This is a genomic window from Myxococcales bacterium, assembly GCA_022563535.1.
Classification (GTDB): domain Bacteria; phylum Myxococcota_A; class UBA9160; order UBA9160; family UBA4427; genus DUBZ01.
On sequence record JADFNE010000002.1, the window covers coordinates 84,876 to 107,165 of the forward strand.

Below are 22,290 nucleotides of genomic sequence, written 5' to 3' on the forward strand. Positions count from 1 at the left end.
CCGCGACCCTGCTAAATCAAATTGACCAATTCACTCAGCATTTCGTTTACTGTCGAAATGACTCGAGCATTGGCCTGGAAAGTTGCCTGCAGCCGAATCAAATCCGTCACCTCTTCGTCGAGGGAAACGGCGGAGATCGAGTCACGCCGATTTTGCACCTCTCTGAGAACCTGTCCCTGTTGGGCGAGCGAAAAGTCAACCAGTTGCGCAGCACGGCCTCGGGCCGAAATCATCGTGGCGGATTGTTGAATGACGCTCTGGCTCACTCCGCTCGGGGTTCCCAGGACATCCCCCGGCGCATAACTCGAGTTCAGGGCTCCATGCAGCTCGGCCAGCAGCAGGGCGTTCCTGTTGTCGCCCGCACTGGCCGGGCCCGGTGGGGATCCGGCTGCAATATTGTCGGGGTCCGCCACGATCGCGGCCGCAAGCCTGAGTTCTCCTGCCGATCCGGCAACCGTACCCCCGGTCGTGAGTTCGAAAAAGTCGTTCGCGGTGCCGTCCACCAGGCCAACCCCCAGACGGTGTTGGTCATTGACTGTTTGAACGAGTGAGAAGGCCAATGCATCCAACTCGCGAATCGCGGTGGCGATGTGTACGTCACGCGAGCGCAGCAAGCCACCGAGCTTTCCGCCCGTGATCTGGGAAGTGACGTCGAAGAAGTTGCTTCCTTTCTGAAAATAGACAGACGAGAACGTCGGATCAAATGGATTGGTCGGATCTGCCACGGCCACGAGTGAGCTCGCCTGCAGGCCTTCCACCAGGGGAACGCCACCTTGGAACATGATGGTCACCATGCCCCGATTATCCTCGAACGTGGTGATTTCCATGACCGATGCCAGATCGCGAATCAATCGCTCTTGCTCGTCGCGAAGATCGTTCGCTGGAGCTACGGCTTCGTTTTTGGAGATCTCCTGGTTCAGCGCCGCGATGCGCTCGATCAGCCCATTGACCTCAGGAAGCAAACCCACGATCGCCCGATCCGTCGAACGCTGCAGGTTGCTCATCTGGTTGTCGAATCGGTTGAACGTCGTGGCAAGAGAATTGGCCACACCGACGAGATCGGCTCGCTGAGTCGGTTGACCTGGGGTTTCGGCCGCCGCGAGTTTTTCGAATGCATCGTAGAGCCGCGTCAGCAGGGGCGTGATCCCGTCACCAAATTGCTCATTGAAAAGTGAATCCAACTGACCCACTGCGCTCGACTCGGCTTCCAGCGAACTAAACGAGGCGTGTTCTTGCAGCAAGCGGGCCTGAAGAAAGGTGTCGTGAATCCGCTCGATGCTCCGCTGACTGACGCCAGTCCCAATGGTTCCCGTGCCGTCAGGAATAGGAAGCGCGGTCACCAATTCTTGTCGCTGACGGGTGTACCCCGGCGTATTTACGTTCGCAATGTTGTGAGCCGTAACAGCCAGCCCGCTTTGATTGATCTGAAGTGCTCGGGCGGTAATGTCGAGGGTTCCGAAGAGTCCAGCCATGATTTCCCCTACGCCGTCTGCCGGACAATTCGCCCGGGCTTCATATGGGGACGAGGGATCTGGCTCGCCGGGGTCCGACCGTAGGTCGGTTCGTCGGGCAACAATCGCCCCAATAGACGCAGGGTCGATTGAACGCGAATCAGCGCCTCTCCGGCAAAGCTCGAATTTACCTCCAACAATTCTCGAACCGCGGCAATGAGGGCAACCAGGCGACCGTGGATGGAGCGCAGTTCGACGCTCTCGCTCCCCAAAGCAGCGCAAACTCGCGACAGGGTGGCCTCTTCATCGGGAAGTCCCAGCACCGCGGCCATCTCGCACATCACCTTGCGTCGACATGCTTCGAGTAGCTTGCCCTCCCCTGCGAGCCCTTCCTTCCTGCGCACGGCCACTTCGATGCCGTCTGCGTCACGCAACACCATCCGCTGGCGCTCTTCCTGGAGCAGTGTCTTCATCTCGAGATACAGACGCTCTTCTTCTGCGAGAATGTTGTACAACCGCTGGGCGATTTCGGCGGTCTGGGTCATTTCGCCTCCTCCGGCTTGGCATCAGAGTCCCGGGATGGGGCTTTGGGAAACGCATCTCGCAACTGTTCGGTAATGCCGAAGCCACCCTGCTTGGCCATTACCCGGGCCACTTCCTGATAGAACTGGTCGCGATACATACGACCCGCGCTGCCTCCATCGAGCAGGTGTTCTTCGCTCGACGCTTGCGCGCCCTTCAGGATTTGCGCGAGAAAATAAGAATCGAATTCTCGCAGGGCTTCGACACCGTCCACGCCCGACTTCGACGGCATCATGCTGGTCGCAGCCAAATCTAGTTCGGAGATTTTCACATGACCTCCAGTTCTGCCGTAAGAGCCCCAGCAGCCTTGACCGCCTGCATGATGGCGATGAGATCACGCGGACTGATTCCCATTGCGTTCAGCCCTCGAACCAATTCGCCAATGGTGACCGTACTCTCGACGATGTTCAGCCGAGCGTCTTCTTCATACACCTCGACGTCGGTGTTTTCGACGACCACGGTCTCGCCGCCCAGTGCGAGTGCGCTGGGTTGAGAAGCTTCCTTTTTCGACGATATCGTGACAGTCAGCCCACCATGAGCAATCGCAACCGTCGAGATCATGACCCCGGCACCCATCACGACCGTGCCGGTTCTCTCGTTGAGAATTACCTTGGCGACGCGATCGGGTTCTACGTTGAGCATCTCCACTTCGGAGAGAAAGCGCACCACGTGTTTTGCAAAGGACTCGGGAACCCGGACTACGATCGAACCCGAACTCACCGCGTCAGCGATCGCCTCACCAAAGTGAGCGTTGATCACTCGAGCCGTGCGCACCGAAGTCGTAAAATCCGGCTGGTTGAGATTGACCTCGAATACGCTCAGTCCGGATATTTCAAATTGAATCTCCCTTTCCACCGTCGCACCGTTTGCGACCCGGCCCACGGTGGGATGGTTCTTCTGAACACCTCTGCGACTACCGCCCGATGAGAAACCACCCACCGACACGGCACCCTGGGCAATCGCGTAGATTTTACCGTCGCTGCCCAACAGCGGAGTCATGAGTAATGTTCCGCCTGCGAGACTCGTAGAATCTCCCAGCGAAGCTACGGTGACGTCGAAGCGATTGCCCGTGCGAGCGAACGCGGGCAGTCGAGCCGTCACCATGACCGCCGCGACGTTCTTGACTTTGATCTGACTGGGATCGAGGGCGATTCCCATCTTCGCGAGCATGCTGGTCAAAGACTGGATCGTGAACTCGGTCCCGGACTTGTCGCCGGTCCCCGCCAGCCCGACGATCAAGCCGTAGCCGATCAGCGGGTTCTCCCGAACTCCCTTGACGTTCGCGATCTCCTTGAGACGAGCCGCCATGGCGCAGTCAACCAGGAGTGGCTGTACAACGAGAATCGCGGCGAGAGCGGCCGCTGCCTTCCAATGAGATCGGCAAGTATTCTTCACAGCGGATAGACCCAATCGAATATTCTTGCAACCCAGCCCGGCCGCTGTTTGTCGTCAATCACTCCGAGTCCGTCGTAGCTGAGACTCATCTCTGCAATGAAATTGGAAGCCACGGTATTTCCCACCGTGAGGTCTTCCGGACGGACGAGTCCCTCGATCGTGAGGTACTGGGCGTCGTGATTGATCACCATCCAGCGCCTGCCGCGAATGTGTAGAACGCCCCCGGGCAAAACATCGATCACTCGACACGTGATCACGCCGGTGAAGCTGCCGCTGCGACTGGTCTTGCCCGCACCCGAAAAATCGTTGGTCATGGTGCTCGAAACGACATTCACTTCGGCGCCGTTTGCGACGGAGACTTCGGAACCGGCGAGTCCAAAGAATTTGAGAATCGCCTTCGCGGGTCCGGTGATCAGAGAGGTCAAGCCGATATCCGACGACACGGCTCCACTCATCGTTCGCTCGGCTTCGAGTTTGGTCGTGGCATCTCCCACCGCCTTGGTCTGCTCGACGATCAACACCGTGATCAGGTCACCCACCCTGCGGGCCTTGCTATCCACGAGGAACAGGGAGCCCGCTGAATTCTCACCGGGATAGATGGACCCACTCGCCGTCACCGCGGGTGCGGCAACCGCAATCGGCTCGTAGTTCATTTCCTCGCCGCGCTCTCGCATTGCGGTCTCCACGCAACCCATGCCCGACGACACGACCAGGAAGGCGATCAAGAGCGAGAACATGCAAAGCCGAATCGAGCGCTCTTTCACTTCCGTCCGTTCAGAAGCGCACATGAATGGTGCCCTCCGCATCGACCCTGCCCGTGACGTATCGCTTGGAGGCATTCAGGACACGAATCAGGTCACCCACTCGACCGTCTTCGCTCGCCTTGCCAATGCTGTCGATACGAAGCCCTCCTGACTCGAGTCGAATCCGCACCATCTCTCCCCGCATTACTTTCGGGACCGATTCGATATGCCGCGGTTGCCAAACCCGACCGGCGGTAATGGAGCGCCGCAGACGCATGCCCAGTAGATTTCTCTCGCGAGAAATCACTGCTCCCCTCATCACGGAGACATCCCGGCGCTCCACGTAAAAGTCATCTTCAGTGACGACCTCGCCGCGCCGCATCGCACGGCTGGCGACGAGAACCGGAACGACTGACTTGAGGCTGGCCGTAACAACGGCGCGCTTGAGCTCTTTGGATCCATGGGAAATGATGACCGTAACCGGCACCCTGCCCAGGAGCTCTCCTACGAGCCGGGTGCGAAGCTTGATGTTGACATCAGCCGGCGAGACGCCGGACAAGTTGAACACCTCCAGGTCGGGAATCTCGAGTCTGTTGACGCGAGCTGACGCTCGAGACTGAAGAAACTGTTCGATCTTGTCGTGAACGCGCGCTGCTAGCGACTGGTTGGCGCCGGCGGAGGAGCAGACGATCAGTCCCGCAAGGAGCGTCGTCACCAACACAAACGCACTTCTAATCGTTCGATTCATGAGATTCCTCTACTCAAACTTCACGACTCGAGAGCTACCGCCCTATGAACTCAGTTGTGCTGCGGTGCGCAGCATCTCGTCGCCGGCGCGAATCACCCGAGAATTCACTTCGAAGGCCCGTTGGGCCAGAATCATTTGCACCAACTCCTCCGCCACATTCACGTTTGAACCCTCGAGGAAGCCCGAGCTGATCGAGCCATATCCACTCTGATCGGGTGCGCCGGTCTCGGGGTCACCCGACGCCTCGGTCACGCCAAAGAGATTCCCACCCAAAGCGAGCAATCCGGCGTTGTTCGGAAACCTCGCGAGTTCGATCTGTCCAACCTGTACGGGGGTCGTGGTTCCGGCCTGAATCACATTGACCGTTCCGTCGGGCAGGATTGTGATATTGGTGACGTCGGAGGCGATATTGATGGGCGGGATCAACAGATCGCCGGACTTGGTTACGAGGTCGCCATCACCGTCTTTCTTGAACGAACCATCTCGGGTGTAAACGGTTTCACCCCCGGTCTTTTGGATCTGAAAGAACCCCTCACCGTTGATCGCCATGTCCAGCACATTGCTGGTAGCGATACTGTCCCCAGCGGTGAATATGCGTCCGATCGCCGCCAGGCGAACTCCGTGTCCGATTTGAATACCCGTCGGAAGCGAAGAGCCACCTGCGGAAGCGGCACCCGGCATTCGAATCGTCTCATAGAAGAGATCTTCAAACTCGGTGCGTGACTTCTTGAAGCCCGTAGTCGTGACATTCGCGATGTTATTCGCGATCGAGTCGATTCGCAGTTGTTGCGCTTCCATTCCGGACGCGGCACTAAATAGAGCTCTCATCCTCGGACCTCCCTGATCAGTCGTTTTGTGGCATCGTCGTCCGCTTGAAGTATTTTTATGTTCGCTTCGAATGCGCGCTGAAGAATTACGAGGGTGCTCATCTCGAGGACGGTGTTGACGTTTGATCCCTCTAGGGATTGGGGCACGAGAGTGGGCCGTTCGACCTGGGTCGGGTTTGCCCCCTCCAACGCCTCGTAGCGCTGACTTCCACCTTTTTTGAGTTCGAGCAGGTTTTCGAATTCAACGATCTTCAGCCGATCCAGTTCGACATTCGCACCGTCGAGAATCTGTCCACTGGACGACACATGGACGCCAATTCCCGAAGCCTGGATGGGCCCGCCGATTCCCGCCACCAGCTGCCCATCACGCGTCGTCAAATTTCCAGCAGCGTCAACCTTGAGTGAGCCCGAACGTGTGTAGCGAGGGCCGTCGTCGGTCTGAATCTCGAGAAATCCTGGGCCCAGAATTGCGAAGTCGAGTGGAACACCCGTCTTCTCGATCGACCCCGCTTCAAAGTCACTTCCAATGCCGTAACTCCTCACGAAGTTCAAGCCCGGGGCGCCCAGTACGATCTCGCCTTCACTGTCGGTCAGCGAGTTCTGGAGCACGCTCTCGAACATCGCACCGTCGCGCTTGTATCCCGTAGTGCCGGCGTTCGCCAGGTTATTTGCGACGAGATCGAGTTGAGTCAATCTCGCCATGGCCCCGGCTGCAGACACGTACAAATTGCTGGACATACTGCTCTTGTCTTCCTCTGTGCAGAAATCGTTCACTCTGCAGCGGTGCGTTCGCACGGGTCGGAATATCTTTCCGACTCTTGAGTCCACAGCGGCTGGATACGCAATCTGCGTGCCATCGCTTCGCCTGCTGACTACGCGCAGCAAATCGGAATGAATACAACGCCTTGGGAAGTTCTTGGTCGTGTCGCGCGAATTCTCACCCGGAACAAATGTCGCGATTCGATAGCTTCGACAGTTCAGATGGAAACGCGGACAGCAACAGCGCGTGGGATGGATCGTTGAGCAGGGAACGAATTGATCGAATGGGTTCGCACAAGTCACTCCACACGCCGGCGCTATACGCGGATGTCGACGTCACTTCCCGAACCCGAATCGTCAGATTTTTCGCTGCGAGTATTTTTCTTTTTAGCGGCGGCCCGCGCGCGCTTCCTGCGCAGCAGTTGGCGTCGCTCCTCTTCGGACAACTTTTCGTCCAGTGGGTTCACGCGCCGAGGAGCAGAAAGATCCGGGTGAATTCTTTGCGTGTCGATATTTCGGATTTCGGCCATGACCATGTACCCCCGTCCTGAGTTTGATTCGCGACGGGAAAGCTTCTGGCGATCATTCGTCAGAGGTTCCCCAGTGCGTCTCCTTTCCTTGTTTCATCCAGGGGGAAGAAATTGATGCCGTCTCGGATCGAGTTCTCGCTAACGACCGGCGAAAGAAACTGCTGAGCAAGATCGGCAAAGCACTTGGCGATGTTTGCATTTGGAAATGCTTCCACCACGACTCTCTGATTGACGACCGCTTCTCGCAAGCGTCGGTCGCGGGGCAGAATCCCTCGTAGATTCAACTGCTTGTTCAAAAAGCGATCGCACATCATTTCAAGGTGAGCATGTACACGTCTGCCTTCCTGGACATTCTCACTGCAGTTGATCAGTGTTTCGATTTTGAGGTGCGGATTGGCGTTCCAGAGGGTCTTGCAAGTAGCGTAGGCGTCCGCATAGCTCGTGGGCTCGGGCACCGCGACGAGCAGTACGCGAGAAGAGGCCAGTGCGAGCTCGACCACGACTCTTCCGATCCCGGCGCCAGCATCCACCAGAATCAGGTCATAGTCCCTTGCAACCCCCGCGATCAACTGCATCAGCCGCTCGGTCCCACCCTCTTCGAAGACCGTAAGATCGTGACGACCGGATCCCGCTGGCAAGAGTTCGATGCCCTTGGGTCCCTTGACCAGGGCTTGGCCGAGCGAACATCGCCCTGTCAAAACATCGACGACATTCAGTTTGGGGGACAGTCCCATCAAGAGATCCAAATTTGATAGTCCCATGTCGCCGTCCACGACTAGAACCCGAGCTCCCAACCCGGCGGCGGCCACCGCGAGATTGGCCACGATGATTGTCTTGCCCACGCCGCCCTTCCCGCTGACTACAGCGGTCATACGATCCAGGGGGCCCTCGGCACGCGGTCGCTGACGCAAGCTCGCAGCTTGATCAACGGGAGGACTCTCCCAACGGATGGATGCGAGATCGGGCAGGCTCATGCGGCTTCCTCGAGAAGTTGTTCGGCGAGATCTCGTGAGTCGGGCAACATCAAATCTTCGGGTACGCGTTGACCGGTTCCGAGCCACATCAGCGGTGGAGTCGTCTCGTCAAGGAGAACGTTGGCCACGTCCGCCCAGTGATCACTTTCATCCATTCGGGTCACGATGATCGAGTCGGGATGCAATGGTGCGTAGCGTCGCACCTGTTCGCGCAGGTCGGCTTCCTTCGTTTCGGCGGAGAGAACGAGGTGAACCATCGCTTGGGAACCCAGGGTCCGGCGAATTTCGAGTAGTTCGCCCATCGCCGCGCGATCCGAGCGACCTCGCCCGGCGGAATCGATCAGGATCCGACGATTTCCCCATTGCTTCACACAGTCTCCCACTGCTCGCGGAGAGACTGCGGTCGCGAAAGAAACCTGAAGCAAATCGGCGTAGGTTCTCAACTGTTCTTCTGCGCCGATGCGAAACGTATCGGTAGTCATCAGCGACACGCGATCATCGCGTTCGTCTTCCTGGGCGGCAATCTTTGCCAGGGTCGTCGTCTTTCCGACGCCGGGTGCCCCAACGAACAGTTCGACTCGCTCGGGCCGATCGGATCGTGGGATCACGATGCGCTCTTCGATGCGGGCCGCCAGAGCTTCGCGATAGGCGAGCTCGAGGGAGGTCTGCCCTTCGGTCGCAAGCTCCTTGGCCGTCGCAGCGATGCGCTCGAGGTGGCGCATCGACAACCCGCTTCTTCCCAACGCCCCCGCAAAACCCGGAACACCGGATCTTGCACCGGAAGCGCCCCATCCCCCGTTCTCGGCAAGCATTCGCCTCAGCGCTTCGAGTTCGTCGCGAACCGCACCATCGTCTTCTGCATGACCGGCGTGAAGTGTCCGGAGTTCGGCGCGCAAGAGCTTCAGCTCCGACTCGAGCGGAGCCAACGCTGCACGAGTCAGGAGCGAATCGCTACCGGGCAATTTGATGTTCGAACCGTCCTCCGCTTGCGCATCGATTACGGAGGAGCTGTTGTAAGCGGGCTCGCCCCTTCGCACTTGCCGGTCTACCGAAGCGGTAACCTCCACCGCAGCTTTGCTGAACAGTCCGAACATGCCGTGGTCGCGTCGTATCTTTCGCACCGAGAGAATCAGCGCATCGTCTCCCAACTCTTCTCGAATTTGTCGCACGGCTTCCGCCGTCGTGCTCGCTTCGAATCGTCTAACGTGCATCGGCTTCCCTCACAACGGATTCGGCGATGATCTGAAGCCCCGCCGGTACTTCACTATGGGCGAGAACTGCGAGACGTGGCACCACTCGGCTGATCACCTGGTAGAGACTCGATCGCACAGCCTGAGCGGCCAGCAATACCGGCACTCGACCTCCCGCCTGATAGTCCCCTTCCTTGACCGCATCCTCGACGCCATGGACTAGCTGATCCAAGGTCTCCGGATCGACTGCCAGAAATGAACCACTCTCGGTGCGTTGCACGCCCGTGCGCAATTTCTCTTCGAGTTCGGGCGACAAGGTGATTACTCGAAGCGCGCCGTCGTCGCCAACATAGGGTCCGGTAATCGTCCGTCCCAACCGTTCTCGTACCAGATCGGTCAGTAGATCGGGGTCCTGAATCTTGGGCGCGTACTCCGCAAGAGTATCGAGAATGGTTCCGAGGTCTCGAATCGAGACTCGCTCGGCGAGAAGGTTGCGCATGGTGCGATGCAACATTGAAATCGAGACAGTACCGGGAACGATCTCATCCACCGCGGTGGGAGAACCTTTGGAGAATTGATCGAGCAGTTCGCGAACCCTTCTCCTCGACAAGAGTTCGACCGCATGTTGTCGGATGACTTCGGCAAGATGCGTGGCCAGTGCAGTCGATGCGTCGACGACCGCGTATCCGGCCGCCGTTGCTCGATCCATGTCGCGTTCACGCACCCATCTCGCCGGCAGGCCAAACGCAGGATCCACCGTAGAGATTCCCGGAATCGCGTCGGCGCCCTCCCCCGGCGAAATGGCCAGACAATGTCCTGGCGGAATCTCGCCCGTGGCAATGCCATTGCCCTTGATCAAGATTTCGTAGCCACCGGGCTCCAACTGCAGGTTGTCGCGGATGTGGATCAGCGGAACGACGAAGCCCAACTCGGTTGCGAGCTGACGTCGCGTCGCGCGAATACGCCCGAGCAGCTCGCCCTGCTTCTCGGGGTCCACCAGGGGAATCAGGCCGTAACCTATTTCGAGTTCGAGATCGTCGAGGGCCAGAGCGCCAGCAATTTGCTCCTCCTCGCTCTCGACCTCGGGTTCCTCGACTTCCTCTTCCCTTCGCTTCTGTTCCTGCTCGGCTCCGGTCCGCGAGAGAGCAAAGGCTCCAGCGGAAAGCAACGCAAAGGGAACAAAGGGAAGCCCGGGGGCCACAGCGATGACCGCGAGCATTCCTGAGGCCACGATCATCGCGTTCGCCTGTCCAAAGATCTGTTTCTTCAACTCGCTCGCAAGGGGAGCAGATTCTCCCGCGCGACTGACGATCAAACCGGCCGCCGTCGAGACGATCAGTGACGGGATCTGACTCACCAGTCCGTCCCCAACTGTGAGAATGGTATAAGTCTCGGCGGCTTCGCTCACAGCCATCCCGTGTTGGAAGACCCCGATTGCGAGGCCGCCCACCACATTGATCAGCATGATCACGATTCCGGCGGTCGCATCCCCCTTGACGAACTTGCTGGCACCATCCATCGCGCCGTAGAAATCCGCCTCTTGTTGGATCGTCTTCCGGCGGTGCAGAGCTTCTTCGTCGTCGATGACCCCCTGGCTCAGATCGGCATCGATGGCCATCTGCTTGCCCGGCATGGCGTCCAAGGTGAACCGCGCCGCCACTTCAGCGATGCGGCCCGATCCCTTGGTGATCACCATCATGTTGATGATGACAAAGAGCAGGAAGATCACGATCCCGACGACGTAGCTTCCACCAACGGTGAACGCGCCAAAAGCCTCTATCAATTTTCCCGCGGCCGCGGTCCCTTCGTTACCGTGCAACAGAATCAATCGAGTGGTTCCCACGTTGAGACCCAGACGCGTGAGCGTGAGGATCAACAGGAGTGTGGGAAAGACCGAGAATTCGAGGGGCTTCTCCGCAAAGAGTGCGAGCAGTAGAACCAGCAGGCTGACCGAGATCGAAAGCGAGAGCAGAAAATCGAGCAGCGGTCCGGGCAGCGGAACAACCAACAGGCACAATATGCCAAGGGCCCCGACCGCGAGCAGGACTTGGTCCATTCTCAGGGTCATGACGCCTGCTTCCAGCCGCGACGACTACCCGGATCCAGTCGGAATATGTATGCGAGCAACTCCGCAACAGCCTTGTAGAGATTCTCGGGGATCTCCTGGTCTACGGCGACGAGCTTGTAGAGCAACTGTGCCGTGGGCGGATTCTCGACGATGGGCACTCCAGAGCGACGCGCTTCTTCTTTGATCTTGAGTGCGAGCTTGTTGCGCCCTTTCGCAACAACCCTGGGCGTAGTGATTTCAGGGGGTCGATACTGAATCGCGACCGCGTAGTGCGTGGGATTGGTCACGACGACGTCTGCCTTTGAAACAGCTTCGAGCATGCGCGAGCCCGCCATCGCGAGTTGCTTCTTGCGGATCTGGGCACGAACCTTCGGATCACCTTGGCGTTGCTTGATCTCGTCCCGCACTTCCTGCTTGGTCATCTTCATTTTTTTCGTGTAGCGATATCGCACCCACATCAAATCAATCGCCGCGAAGATCACGCTCACCAGGAGAATGTAAATCATGACTCTTTTGAGCAGGTCGCCAGCATGCAACAGGGTTGCAATCACACCCGCGTCGAGCAGTGACATGATCTGTTCAAAGTCGGGCGCCACGAGGGAGTAAACGATCACCGAATAGACGGAGAGCTTGACGATGGACTTCAACAACTTGTAGAAACGATCTAGCCCGAACAGTCGTTTTAGCCCCTTGGCCACGTTGAGGTTCGTGAGTTTGAAGCGCAACTTTTCGGTAGTGAACAAAAAGCCGACCTGAGCCCAGAGCGATACGCAGGAAATCAACACGAAGAGAAGCCCGAACGGCAGCAGTACGCGCGCAATCTCGCTGGCGCTGTATTGGATCAACACGGTGAGATCCCCGACGGTATCGGGCAGAATCAACCTGCCACCCCAGGCGTCGCGAGCGAGTTGCGCCCACATCACTGCGATGTTCTCCCCCAGCGGAGAGACCAGCGCGATAAACGCCACGATCAGGAGCAGCAGAATGGGAACATCCTGGCTCTGGGGAACGTCGCCCTTCTCACGAGCTTTCTCTAATTTTCGCGGTGTGGCCGCCTCTGTCTTTTCTTCGTCGGCCATTTTTAGGCTGCCCCGAGCACGACGGCCATGACGCGACCGAGGGACGCCTCGAGCATATTCTGTATCGCATTGATGAAGTCACCCGCACCGAATCCAAGGATGACGAGAAGGATCCCAATATGAGCCGGCAGCTGAACCACCATCAGATTGAGTTGCTGCAAGCTCTTCGAAAGTACCCCCGTCGCGACGTTTTGAATGAAAATCGCCACGGTAATGGGTGCCGCAAGGCGCACCGCAGTCTCGAACATCACCGACCCCGAGTGCACCAAGGCCAGGTAACTACCGATGTCCGGCACACCGAGGCCCATGGGAATCTCGTTGAAAGTGATCGCCACAACCTTGATCAATTCGTGATGGCCATCGATTGCGAGGAACACCAACATGCCAAAGCCATTGAACGTCCGAGCCAATGCGGTCGAACTCACGCCAGATGAAGGGTCGAGAACGCGAGACGCGGAAAGCCCTCCCTGGGTAGAAATGAAGTCTCCCATCATCGAAAAACCGACGAACACGAGGTTGGCCGCCAGACCGATCAGCAGGCCGATCGTGATCTCGACAAAGACCACGAGTAGGAGGTCGGCTCCTCCCCATGTCTTCCAATCGACCGTGTCCCCGGGAACCGGGGCCAGCGTGTAGGCAATGATGAGCGCGAGGGCGGTACGCACCCGACGCGGAACCCCTTCTTCGCGAAAAACTGGAGCGGTCTGCAACATGGCGAGCAGACGCACACTCGCGAGCAGAACATAGACAATGGGATCGATAGCGAAGTCCCAATTCATGGATCTTATTTCGCCGCGACCATGACGAGCACTTGTGTCGCGAAGTCGATGATGGTTCTCATGATCCACGGAAACAACAGGGCAAACATGCCGAACACGCATGCAATTTTGGGCACCATCGTCAGCGTCTGCTCATTGATCTGCGTCGCCGATTGAATGATCGAGACGGATAGACCGACCACGAGCGCCACGCCCAGAATTGGTGACGACACCACCAGGGTGGTGTAAAGGGTCATCCTCAGCAGCGAACTGACTTCCTCGATCGTCACGGGGTCTCCCTACTGAAGCCCTGTAACCAGGGCCCTGATCAACAAATTCCACCCATCCAGAAGCACAAACAGCATGAGTTTGAAAGGCAATGAAATCATCATCGGAGGCAATACCATCATGCCCATCGATATAAGCATCGAGGCGACGAGAATGTCGATGATCAAGAATGGGAGATAGATCATGAATCCAATTTCGAATGCCGTGCGAATTTCGCTGATCAAGTACGCGGGCAAGAGCATGCGGAATCCAACTTCTTCCCGGCTTTCCGGGGGTTCCAGATCCGACAGGTCATAGAAGAGCGCAAGGTCCTTTTGGCGGGTATGGGACAACAAGTATTCGCGTACCGGCAGGGCCGCCCGGGTGGCCGCCTCTGCCACGTCAATTTCCTCGGCTGTGTACGGAACCAGGGCGTTCTCGTAGATCTCTTCGCCCACGGGTGCCATCACGTAGAACGTCGTGAACAGTGCAAGGGAGACCAAAACTTGCCGCGGCGGAAGTTGATGGGTGCCCATCGCCTGGCGAAGCAGCGTAAGCACGATCAGGACACGTGCGTAACAGGTCATCATCAAGATCATTGACGGCGCGACGGAGATCAATGTCAGGAGAGCGACGATCTGAAGCGTCGAGGAGATCCGTGCAGGGGTCGTGGCGTCATCCAGGACCAACGTCAATTGGGCTGGACCCAGCTCGAGAATATCTGCCGCTGCACTTCCGGGACTCAGGGAATACAACAGCAAGAATACAAACGTGGCTCTCGCCACGTCGCGCAGCCGGTCAGTCCACGGGATGTCCTGGGGCGGACGCTCATCTTCCTCGACCAACTCGACTTCGTCGGTCTCGGACAATTCCCGGAGCAGATTTACGCTGTTGTCAGTCGAACCGATCAGCAGGCTCTCGCCCTTCACTTCGACCACGTGGAGTTTTTGCCGCCCACCGAGTGAAATCGTATCGACAATTCGCATTGACCGGGAACCAGAGTTTCTATTCGCGAACCCCAGTCCACGAACGAGAGCAGCAACGAGAACGATGAAGCCGAGGACGACACTCAGCGCTGACGCCGTCTCCCACACGAATTGTCTCCTGGCCTCTCGGACGATGTACCATCACCCATAGGCGTCTATTAGCGCGTTCGACCGGCAAGGGATTCAGTTGAGACCACCTCGACGACCTTCACGGCCAATCTATCTTCGACCACCGTCACTTCCCCTCGCGCGACGAGCCGTTCGTTGACGTAGATATCTGCCGGCTCGCCGTTCATTCTGTCGAGTTCGACGATCGATCCCTTGGTCAGCTGCAAGATTTCGCGAACGAGTAGCTGAGTGCTGCCGATCTCCACACTCAAACGAAGCGGAACATCCATCACCACGGTCAGGCCCGCCCCAACCTGGGCCTTGTCAGCCGCGACGGTCGCCTCGTTCACATCCGGTAGTACTTGAGTCGCATCGTTTCCCGCCATCAGTCGTCTCGATCTCCGTCAAATTCGATCCGTCAATTGAACCGCCAGGCGCCGACCCACCGCTCCTCGAATCGCATGGAACTTCGGTATCCCAGCGACAGTCGTGAGCAGTTCGTCTCCATCGACGCGATCGAGGGGGATCACGTCGCCCACGGACATGTTTGAAAAATCTCTGAGAGACATCTGGACCGAGCCTATCTCGGCGCGGAACTCGAGCCCCATGTCCAGAACTGTCTCTTCGACTTGAGCACCGCTCAGTGATGCAACCTCTCTGGCCGCAGCGATTCGATCCTCGAACGCGGCCTTGGGAACCGCGACGCGCATTCGGCAGACGTCTCCGAAACCACTCACGTCGAAGGTCGCGAGATACAGATCTTCGGGGATCTCCTCTTGCACGTGCTTGCGCTCGATCAGACCCGTAATCTTGGGATCGATCTTTGTCCCGTCTGACCAGCATTCACCGAGCCGCTCCAGTAGATCCTCGGAAAAACTTCGATAGAAGCGCTGCTCGATGGATGTGTAGGCGCGCACGGGAGGCGCAGTCTTCTTCAAACCCGTACTCGCTCCGAGATTGATGCAAAATAGATGAAATAGAAATGTCCTTCCGATCAACAGGATCCCGCGGCCGGCGCCGGGGACCAGATCAAACACGACAGCGCGATCGGTAGGCACCATGAGCTGTTCGAATTCTTCCGGCTCAGTGTCACGCCAGTCAATCAACGTGAAGCGAATGGATGTCTGAAAGACGTTCGACATGCTCCGCGAAATGCGATCAGCAAATACTTCTGAGGCTCGCTGAAGAGAATGCGAAACCAGGCGCGCCTCGGTTCCGACTTCTTTCCGACTCAGGCCAGACCAGCTCGCAGTACCGCCCTTTTCGGACAGGCGCTCGAGAAGAACTTCGAGTTCTTCCGGGCTGAGTACCGGCTCTTGGGATTCTGTATTCTTCATTGCACGACGAATTCCGTAAACAGCACTGACTTCAATTTACCGGTTTCCAGGACATCGTTTACCCGTTCAAAAATGTCCTGTTTCAGCAACGCCTTCCCTTCGAAATCGGTGATATCTGAGAGCTTCTTGCTCGACAACAACACGATCACGGCATCGCGAACCTGGGAGAGACGCGCGTCGATCTCGGTCTTGAGTTCGGGGCTGTCGGCTTCGAGTTCGACCTTCACCTTGAGGTACCGGCTGTACCCATCTCCGGTCACGTTCACAACGAACGGTTCGAGGGAGTAAAGGCGTTCCTTGAATCCTTCGCCCTCGGCTTCTCGCAGCTCAGCCGCGGCCGCAGCCGCCGCTTCCGTATCTTCGACTGGAGCCGGCGCCGATTGTCCGCTCAGAATGAAGAACGCTCCGCCCGCCCCTGCGGCGAGGGACAACACGACTGCACCAGCGATCAGCAACCAGGGGATCCCGCCACTGGATGACACCTCTTCTTGATTTGCTTCTTCTTTGGCCATCGACCAACTCCTTGCTCAGTACGCCCGAACCTCTAGCGATCGGTGGCAACAAGTGGGCCAGGACCCGACACGACCTTCAGTGCCCCGTCTCCCACCTGATGCTGTTCAATGCCGAATTCCTTTAATCGTCGCCACAGTGTCGTGGTGGAGATCTGAAGGAGTTCGGCGGCTTGCTTGCGGTTCCATCCTACGCGCTCGAGGGTGGAAAGAATGTGAGCTCGCTCCATCACCTGAAGACTCTGGATCGTCTCCCCTTCGCGAACCAGCGACGCCTCGCGCAGGCGAATCGGCATATCCTCGACCATGATGCGCTCACCACGACACAGCGCCGCACCTCGCTCGATCGAGTTTTCGAGCTGTCGAACATTTCCGGGCCAGTCGTGGGTCATCAGCACGTCGAGGGCACGGGGGTCGAGACCGGTGATCCGCTTTCCGAGCTTCTTGGCGAAGCCCTTGATGAAGTGTTTCGACAGCACCGAGATGTCCTCGAGCCGTTCTCGCAGGGCTGGAACGTGGATGGGAATCACCGCCAGCCGATAGTAGAGATCCTCTCGAAACCGCCCGGCCGCCACTTCCTCTTCGAGCGGCTTATTCGATGCTGCGACCAACCGCACGTCGACAAAACGGGTGCACTCGGATCCAACCGGTCGAATTTCTCCGGTTTGCAGGAATCGCAAAAGCTTGACCTGCATGGGTGCTGGCATGTCGGCAACTTCGTCGAGAAATACCGTGCCGCCATGAGCGTGTTCGAAGATTCCCTTCTTGTTGCTCGATGCGCCGGTAAATGCCCCCCGTCGATGTCCGAACAATTCACTTTCGAGCAAGGTCTCGGGAAAGGCCGCTGAGTTGATCGCCGAAAAGACCTTGTCGACCCGAGGACTCAGACGGTGAATCGCGCGACCGACGAGTTCCTTGCCTGTCCCGGTCTCTCCGGTGATGAGCACGCTGCTGTCGGTTCTGGCGATCTTCAGGACCATCTCCATCAGCTCACGAATTGCACGTGAGCGTCCGATAATTCCCGACTCGGCGGCAATGGTGAGGGGGTCACTTTCTTCTAGCGCGCCGCGATGCTCGATCGTCCTCTCCTTCACCGACATCTGCACGACTCCAATCAAACGCTCGCGGTTGATCGGCTTTCTGAGATAGTCCTGGGCTCCCAGACGCATTGCATCGACTGCAGCCTCGATACTTCCAACTCCTGACATGATGACCACCGATATTTCCGGTTGCTCATGTCTAATTACCTTCAGCAAGTCCAAGCTCTTCATCGCCTCACGTTGGAGGTCGACCAGGACAACATCGAACTCGATCGCTCGACACAGACGGAGTGCTTCCTCCCCCGCGTGCTCCGAGTGGACTTCGTGTCCCACTTCTTGAAGTATCTCGGTAACTTGCATACAAACACTCGGCTGTTCGTCGACAACAAGAATCCTAGCCACGCTTTCTACTCCTCTCCGACACACTGGTTCGAGACCGCAACCCGCTCTCGTTCCGACTGCGTCCGTGTTCGACTTGCTCCCGTCAAGATCAAGATGCTTCGCAGCCCTTGCTCGAGACAACTCCCTGGAGTTCCTCTGCCAAGTTGCTCAACTGCAGCGTTTCGCTGCGGATCAATTGAACCGCTTCGCAGTCGCTTCGATCGTTTTGCCCACGGGGTTCGATACTCGCCAATGCTCGACTCACTCCGGCGACGGTTTTTCTCAGGCGTTCGGCGATCCGCCGATCTCGATCGCATCGTTTGGCCCGTTTCAATGCTGTTTGACGAATGCGCTGCAACGTCGGACCGAGGGCATCCGTCAGGCATTCGGCGAGGTCGAGCGGCCATCCGGAGACAGACTGCGCCTGGCCGGTCACCACCAACACACTCGCCAGGCATTGATCTCCGGCAACCACTGGGATGGCGAGAATGCTTCGGCTGGATACGGACTCGTTGGCCATCATCCGATTGAGCCCGAACACGAACGGGCGCGACGCTCCGTTGATCGAAGCGAGAACGCGACTGAGCTTGGGGGCCAACCGGCTGCGGTCAAAGCTCAAAGCTGCGGAGCTGCGTTCGTCGATTCGACTCAGGATCCCTTGATGTTGGTCCCACCACCAGAGCTGATGGGGCTGAACGAATCGAGCAAAGGCACGGCCCAGAACAGCGGCTAGCTCCCCCTCGGTTTCGCACTGTGCAAAGCTTGCTTCCGCGCGAGAACGGGTCCGCGCAAGAGAATCGCAGACGAGGTCCGGCGATGAGACCGGCCAAAGTCTTTCGCTCACAGAATTTGCGCGAGACTCCGCTTCAAAATCCGCCGCGATTGCCGGTTCTTGTGCTCGGGTCGGCCACTCAACCAACAACAAGTTGCGAACGAGTTCTCGCAGGCTCTGTGCGTCCCAAGGTTTGCCCAGGAAGAACGAGACGTCGGATCTTCTAATGGCATCGCGAATGACCGCGATATCGCATTCGCCAGTAATCAGGACCCGGGTTGTCTCAGGAAACTCGAGCCGGGTCGTCTCGAGAAAGCCAATTCCACCTCCGGGAGAAAGATTGAGCTCGGCGATCACGAAGTCGATCTTTTCTCGGCGGAGCATCGCCAGACCAAGTGCACCGGTTTCCGCAATGCGAACACGAAGGGCAGGATGGCGCAACGAGCGTGCCAGTGCGGCACACAATCCTGGAGAGTCACCCACGATCAAGATCCGACGATGTGACTTCGGCAGATGATGACCGCGCACACCTTTAGTCGGAGACTGCATCTGGCTGGACAAGCCGGGAGCAACGTTGCCCCTGGCGATGGGAAGATCTTGCCCAGTGGCATTCCTTCTTGATATGTTTGGTCGCCTCGAACCGATCACATGACCATGCAGCACCGAGTTCCCCTCACAAGAACGTTTGCGCACCGTCTTGCGCACGCGCCCTTCAGGAATCGGAAATCGCTACGCGAGCTTTAGCGCTATTTGTTGAAGATTGAAGGGTTTTTGAAATCTGGGGTGCTATCCGACCGAACTCTAATTGAACCGAATTGGGGCGTAGAGCCATTATTCGGGACTCTGGATCGTATTTTACTTCCAAGCCGGTCCATTCATTTCGCACGATCCACTCGGAATATTTTTCCGGGCATTCGATCTGGATTGCGGAGTAACGCATTGCAACCTGGACGGTTTGATTGCGAGTATGAAAGGCGATTGTGCCGAAGCCTGCGAGAACCGTTTCGTGCGAGCACTCGAAACTTTGCCCAGCAAAAGGTGCGACCTAGGATGACTCGGTCGAGTCCGCCTGAACAGTACTCTCTTCTCGCGCCTTCTTCTGCGCTCGGGACTCTCGGCGCTTATTGGGATCGCGAAGATAGACGAACTCGACTCGGCGATTTACAGAGTGAGACTCTTCACTATCGCCTTCGACCAGAGGACGGGTATTAGCAAAACCGGCAGCACTCAGCATGCTGGGGTCGAGTCCTCCAGAATCCACCATGTATTGCAGTACCGCAATCGCGCGGGCAGCAGATAGATGCCAGTTGCTCGGAAATCGGGCTGAGGAGATCGGGCTCGAGTCAGTATGACCTTCGATCGAAAGTTCGTATGGAAACTCTTCAGTCAGTCTTACGATCTCATCGAGAAACACGAACGACTCGGGAAGAAGAATGTCGGACCCCGGTTTGAAGAGGGCGTGTCCTTTGACACGGACAATGATGCCCCTCTCGGATGACTTCGCTTCGATGATGCGAGCGAGATTGTTCTCCGCGATCGCTTGCTCCACCTTCTGCATCATCGCCTGATCGTTGCTCGGCGCCTGGTTCTTGGTGGGCATGTTCATGATGTCTAGAAACGGTGTCGATTTTTGCTCCGAAAGCTCGACAACACTGTTGCTCTGGGTCTTGAAGTGTCCTGGGTTTTCGAGCTTGAAGCCGAGAGCAGCTTGTACTGAACCCATCGCCTCGAGAAACAGCTGCTTGTCCATATTTGCGAACGAAAGCATGAGGACAAAGAAGACGAGCAGCAGACTCATCAAGTCGCCCATCGTTGCGAGCCACGCCGGAGCGCCCTCTTCGCAGACGTGGTCTTCGGCTTCGTCCGGGTCCAAGAACCTACTTCTCCGCTGCCAGCTTCTCGCGCTCGTGAGGCGATAGGAACGCCTCGAGCTTCGACTGGATCACCATGGTGTTGTCGCCCTTGAGAATGGACTCGACCCCAACGATCGTGAGCTTCTTGGCGCTGACTTCATCAGCAGTCCGAGCCGCGAGCTTTGTCGCAATGGGACCAAAGACGAGAAATGCGAGAACTGCGCCGTACAGCGTAGTCAGCAACGCGACTGCCATGGCCGGCCCGATCGAATCCGGGTCATCGAGGCTTTGCAACATCTGCACCAGGCCGATGATGGTTCCGATCAGCCCCATCGAAGGCGCGGTCGCACACATGAATTTCCAGATATCCTGCCCGCTTGCATGGCGGCTCTTCATTGCTGAGAGTTCGCTGTCCAGAGTGCTCTTGATGATTTCCGGACTCAAACCATCAACGCCAAGCCGCACGCCCCGAGCCATGAATGGATCTTCAATCGTCTCGCCTTCGAGAGAGACGAGTCCTTCCTTGCGGGCCTTCGCGGCGAGGTGAATGATTACGGGAATCAGTTCATCCATGGGACTCGTCTTGTCAAATACCGCTTGCATCAACAGTGCCATCGCCGCCTTTACGTTTGGCAACTTCTGACACACCATTGTTGCGGAAAGGGTCCCACCGATCACGATCAGCGCGCTCTGGGCGTCCATAAACGGAGCAATCCCTCCGCCAAGCATCATCGCGCTGGCGATCAATGCGAACGCGAGCACAAGGCCAACGACTGTACCTAGATCCATGGCTGCCGATCCCATTCGCGTTGACGGTGAAAACCACAGAGAGCACCCAAGCTCTCACACGGCAGTCGTATCGGCGTTCAGAGATGGTCACTCGATCGAGTGTTCTGCTGATGAGATTTCGCAACACGGGGGATGCGTGCAGTCAGGGGGCTGCTGGGATGTCGAGAAGAACAGCTTGTGAGAAGAGCACGGAATGCAATCTGACCGCGACGAGTCGCAAGAAAAAAAGCTGATCAGCGATTGCTGGCGAGTGAGCGGGCGGTTGGCTGGCGCCTGACGCTGAACTCTACATCCTCGCTGAAGAGTTTCAGCGGTACCCAGTCCGGCATGCTCGACATGCGCGGCATTCCCGATGTCATGGCACCCGTCGGATCAATCACCCAGGGATCCATTCGATCTTCGAACCAGAGGGTGACCATGTGGTGCTGGCCATCCGACGGTCGGTAGACGATTGCGCGATAGACCTCGTTCGAGGCGAACCCAAGGTCGCGCAGAGCGTGATAGACCAGCAACTCGAGACCATCACAATCGTCGCCGTTGCCGCGCAGGGTTTCTTCCAGAGTTGCCCAATGATCGATCGGCCCGTCGGCCACGTAGTGGGCACGGGCTTGGGACTGAATCCATGAGGCGAGTTCGCGGGCAATTTCGCGCCGCCGATCGGAGCGGAAACCGAAGTACTTGCCGCGCAATCCGTCGTCGGGCAGGAACTGCGCGCCGGCACCGCCCTCTTCTGCTACCGCTGCTGATTCGCTCGCCGCATCACTGGCCACGGCCTGAGCGGGGAGATTGCCGTCCCTGGCGGAGCGTTTAGCGAAGAAAGATCCGTCGTCAGCCTGCTCCCGCCGCTGCCAACCGGAGATCTTCGCGCTCCAGGCGTCGGCGGAATCGGGGGTTTGGAAGTAGTCGTAGCTGACCGGAGCTTTGATCATCCCAGTGCAACCCGCACCCAAGGTGATCGCCAATCCAAGCAGAAAGCCGGCAGCGATTGAGGAGGACATTCCATTTCGCATTACGCGGTAGCTATCGGCAGGCCAATCTGCTGGGTTGAGGCCTGGAGCGAAAAAATGTGGGGCAACCGCAACAGTTCTCAATCTCAATAATCTCGATCGAGTCAGGCGAACCTGAGGGCTTTACCCCTCGGGAA

At 57.7% G+C, this 22,290-nt stretch carries 24 protein-coding genes; all 24 read right to left on the bottom strand.

All coding sequences use genetic code 11. The features are described from left to right. Positions 1–11: 11 nt before the first annotated feature. The 24 genes from flgK to IH881_01250 all read right to left on the bottom strand — a co-directional run bounded on the left by flgK (position 12) and on the right by IH881_01250 (position 22,144). The gene (flgK, locus tag IH881_01135; GenBank protein MCH7866269.1) at positions 12–1,472 is read right to left on the bottom strand and encodes a flagellar hook-associated protein FlgK; all 1,461 of its coding nucleotides are present in this window, start codon (positions 1,470–1,472) and stop codon (positions 12–14) included. A gap of 8 nt (positions 1,473–1,480) precedes the next feature. Continuing rightward, positions 1,481–1,996 carry a flagellar protein FlgN gene (locus IH881_01140; protein MCH7866270.1) on the bottom strand — a complete coding sequence of 172 codons (516 nt, stop codon included), beginning with the start codon at positions 1,994–1,996 and terminating at the stop codon, positions 1,481–1,483. Next, positions 1,993–2,304 (bottom strand): rod-binding protein, encoded by a 312-nt coding sequence (locus tag IH881_01145; GenBank protein ID MCH7866271.1) that lies wholly within the window; start codon positions 2,302–2,304, stop codon positions 1,993–1,995. The genes IH881_01140 and IH881_01145 overlap by 4 nt, the downstream gene beginning before the upstream one ends. Next, entirely contained in the window at positions 2,301–3,377 is a 1,077-nt protein-coding gene (locus IH881_01150; GenBank protein MCH7866272.1) for a flagellar basal body P-ring protein FlgI, read from the bottom strand. Before IH881_01150 ends, IH881_01145 begins: the two co-directional genes overlap by 4 nt. Positions 3,378–3,424: 47 nt before the next feature. Continuing rightward, positions 3,425–4,216: a flagellar basal body L-ring protein FlgH gene (locus tag IH881_01155; GenBank protein MCH7866273.1), complete on the bottom strand. Its 792-nt coding sequence runs from the start codon at positions 4,214–4,216 to the stop codon at positions 3,425–3,427. After that, complete coding sequence (gene flgA / locus IH881_01160; protein ID MCH7866274.1) at positions 4,203–4,919, bottom strand: flagellar basal body P-ring formation protein FlgA; 717 nt, start codon at positions 4,917–4,919, stop codon at positions 4,203–4,205. Before flgA ends, IH881_01155 begins: the two co-directional genes overlap by 14 nt. Before the next feature lie 42 nt (positions 4,920–4,961). Continuing rightward, positions 4,962–5,747 (bottom strand): flagellar basal-body rod protein FlgG, encoded by a 786-nt coding sequence (gene flgG, locus IH881_01165; GenBank protein MCH7866275.1) that lies wholly within the window; start codon positions 5,745–5,747, stop codon positions 4,962–4,964. After that, positions 5,744–6,484 (bottom strand): flagellar hook basal-body protein, encoded by a 741-nt coding sequence (locus tag IH881_01170; protein ID MCH7866276.1) that lies wholly within the window; start codon positions 6,482–6,484, stop codon positions 5,744–5,746. Before IH881_01170 ends, flgG begins: the two co-directional genes overlap by 4 nt. Positions 6,485–6,822: 338 nt before the next feature. Further along, positions 6,823–7,035, bottom strand: coding sequence for a hypothetical protein (locus IH881_01175; protein MCH7866277.1), 213 nt, complete (start codon positions 7,033–7,035; stop codon positions 6,823–6,825). A gap of 59 nt (positions 7,036–7,094) precedes the next feature. After that, complete coding sequence (locus IH881_01180; protein ID MCH7866278.1) at positions 7,095–8,009, bottom strand: AAA family ATPase; 915 nt, start codon at positions 8,007–8,009, stop codon at positions 7,095–7,097. Further along, on the bottom strand, positions 8,006–9,220 hold the full coding sequence (flhF, locus tag IH881_01185) for a flagellar biosynthesis protein FlhF (GenBank protein MCH7866279.1): 1,215 nt from the start codon (positions 9,218–9,220) through the stop codon (positions 8,006–8,008). The genes IH881_01180 and flhF overlap by 4 nt, the downstream gene beginning before the upstream one ends. After that, a complete protein-coding gene (gene flhA, locus IH881_01190; GenBank protein ID MCH7866280.1) occupies positions 9,210–11,267 on the bottom strand; it encodes a flagellar biosynthesis protein FlhA in 2,058 nt (685 codons plus the stop codon). The genes flhF and flhA overlap by 11 nt, the downstream gene beginning before the upstream one ends. Then, positions 11,264–12,346: a flagellar biosynthesis protein FlhB gene (gene flhB, locus IH881_01195; protein ID MCH7866281.1), complete on the bottom strand. Its 1,083-nt coding sequence runs from the start codon at positions 12,344–12,346 to the stop codon at positions 11,264–11,266. Before flhB ends, flhA begins: the two co-directional genes overlap by 4 nt. A gap of 2 nt (positions 12,347–12,348) precedes the next feature. Beyond that, positions 12,349–13,125 carry a flagellar biosynthetic protein FliR gene (locus IH881_01200; protein MCH7866282.1) on the bottom strand — a complete coding sequence of 259 codons (777 nt, stop codon included), beginning with the start codon at positions 13,123–13,125 and terminating at the stop codon, positions 12,349–12,351. A 5-nt stretch (positions 13,126–13,130) separates the two neighbouring features. After that, on the bottom strand, positions 13,131–13,394 hold the full coding sequence (locus IH881_01205; GenBank protein ID MCH7866283.1) for a flagellar biosynthetic protein FliQ: 264 nt from the start codon (positions 13,392–13,394) through the stop codon (positions 13,131–13,133). A 9-nt stretch (positions 13,395–13,403) separates the two neighbouring features. Further along, positions 13,404–14,465: a flagellar type III secretion system pore protein FliP gene (gene fliP, locus IH881_01210; GenBank protein ID MCH7866284.1), complete on the bottom strand. Its 1,062-nt coding sequence runs from the start codon at positions 14,463–14,465 to the stop codon at positions 13,404–13,406. A gap of 50 nt (positions 14,466–14,515) precedes the next feature. Beyond that, positions 14,516–14,851, bottom strand: a complete 336-nt coding sequence (gene fliN / locus IH881_01215; protein MCH7866285.1) for a flagellar motor switch protein FliN — start codon at positions 14,849–14,851, stop codon at positions 14,516–14,518. Between the two features lie 18 nt (positions 14,852–14,869). Beyond that, complete coding sequence (locus tag IH881_01220) at positions 14,870–15,802, bottom strand: FliM/FliN family flagellar motor switch protein (GenBank protein ID MCH7866286.1); 933 nt, start codon at positions 15,800–15,802, stop codon at positions 14,870–14,872. After that, complete coding sequence (locus IH881_01225; GenBank protein MCH7866287.1) at positions 15,799–16,314, bottom strand: flagellar basal body-associated FliL family protein; 516 nt, start codon at positions 16,312–16,314, stop codon at positions 15,799–15,801. Before IH881_01225 ends, IH881_01220 begins: the two co-directional genes overlap by 4 nt. A gap of 32 nt (positions 16,315–16,346) precedes the next feature. Further along, positions 16,347–17,753 carry a sigma-54-dependent Fis family transcriptional regulator gene (locus IH881_01230; protein ID MCH7866288.1) on the bottom strand — a complete coding sequence of 469 codons (1,407 nt, stop codon included), beginning with the start codon at positions 17,751–17,753 and terminating at the stop codon, positions 16,347–16,349. Positions 17,754–17,841: 88 nt separating this feature from the next. Then, a complete protein-coding gene (locus IH881_01235) occupies positions 17,842–18,987 on the bottom strand; it encodes a response regulator (GenBank protein MCH7866289.1) in 1,146 nt (381 codons plus the stop codon). A 562-nt stretch (positions 18,988–19,549) separates the two neighbouring features. After that, positions 19,550–20,377, bottom strand: a complete 828-nt coding sequence (locus IH881_01240; GenBank protein ID MCH7866290.1) for an OmpA family protein — start codon at positions 20,375–20,377, stop codon at positions 19,550–19,552. Positions 20,378–20,381: 4 nt separating this feature from the next. After that, a complete protein-coding gene (locus IH881_01245; protein MCH7866291.1) occupies positions 20,382–21,146 on the bottom strand; it encodes a MotA/TolQ/ExbB proton channel family protein in 765 nt (254 codons plus the stop codon). A gap of 233 nt (positions 21,147–21,379) precedes the next feature. Further along, complete coding sequence (locus IH881_01250) at positions 21,380–22,144, bottom strand: hypothetical protein (GenBank protein ID MCH7866292.1); 765 nt, start codon at positions 22,142–22,144, stop codon at positions 21,380–21,382. Positions 22,145–22,290: the final 146 nt, after the last annotated feature.